This window comes from Lysinibacillus sp. RU7, from assembly GCF_057837305.1.
Genome location: NZ_JBYQFK010000109.1, coordinates 1 through 279, shown reverse-complemented (window position 1 = coordinate 279; position 279 = coordinate 1). Strand labels below are relative to the sequence as shown.

Sequence of the window (279 nt, the reverse complement as noted above, 5' to 3'; positions counted from 1 at the left end):
CCTGCGTACCGGCCGACACGGGGCCGAAGATGCTGGCGGTATTCGACGACACGAGGCGGCGGCCATTGACCAGAACCAGCGTACGCTGCGTGCCGAGACCGAAAAAGTCGACGAAGGTCTGCGCCGGGCCGAAGGACGACTGCGCGCCGACGCCGCTATTACCGGGAGGGCCGAAAGCGGGGATTTCGCTCAGCACCTGGCCGACATTGGTATAGCCGCGATTTTCGATCTGCGCGGCACCGACGACCTGGGTGGGCTGCAGCGTCTCGAACTCGGGGC

1 protein-coding gene is annotated in these 279 nt (G+C 66.3%); it reads right to left on the bottom strand.

Annotation, left to right across the window (positions count from 1 at the left end):
• Window positions 1-279 (bottom strand): TonB-dependent receptor plug domain-containing protein (locus AC3II9_RS21730; protein WP_489158761.1); only part of this gene is annotated, 279 nt, incomplete at both ends.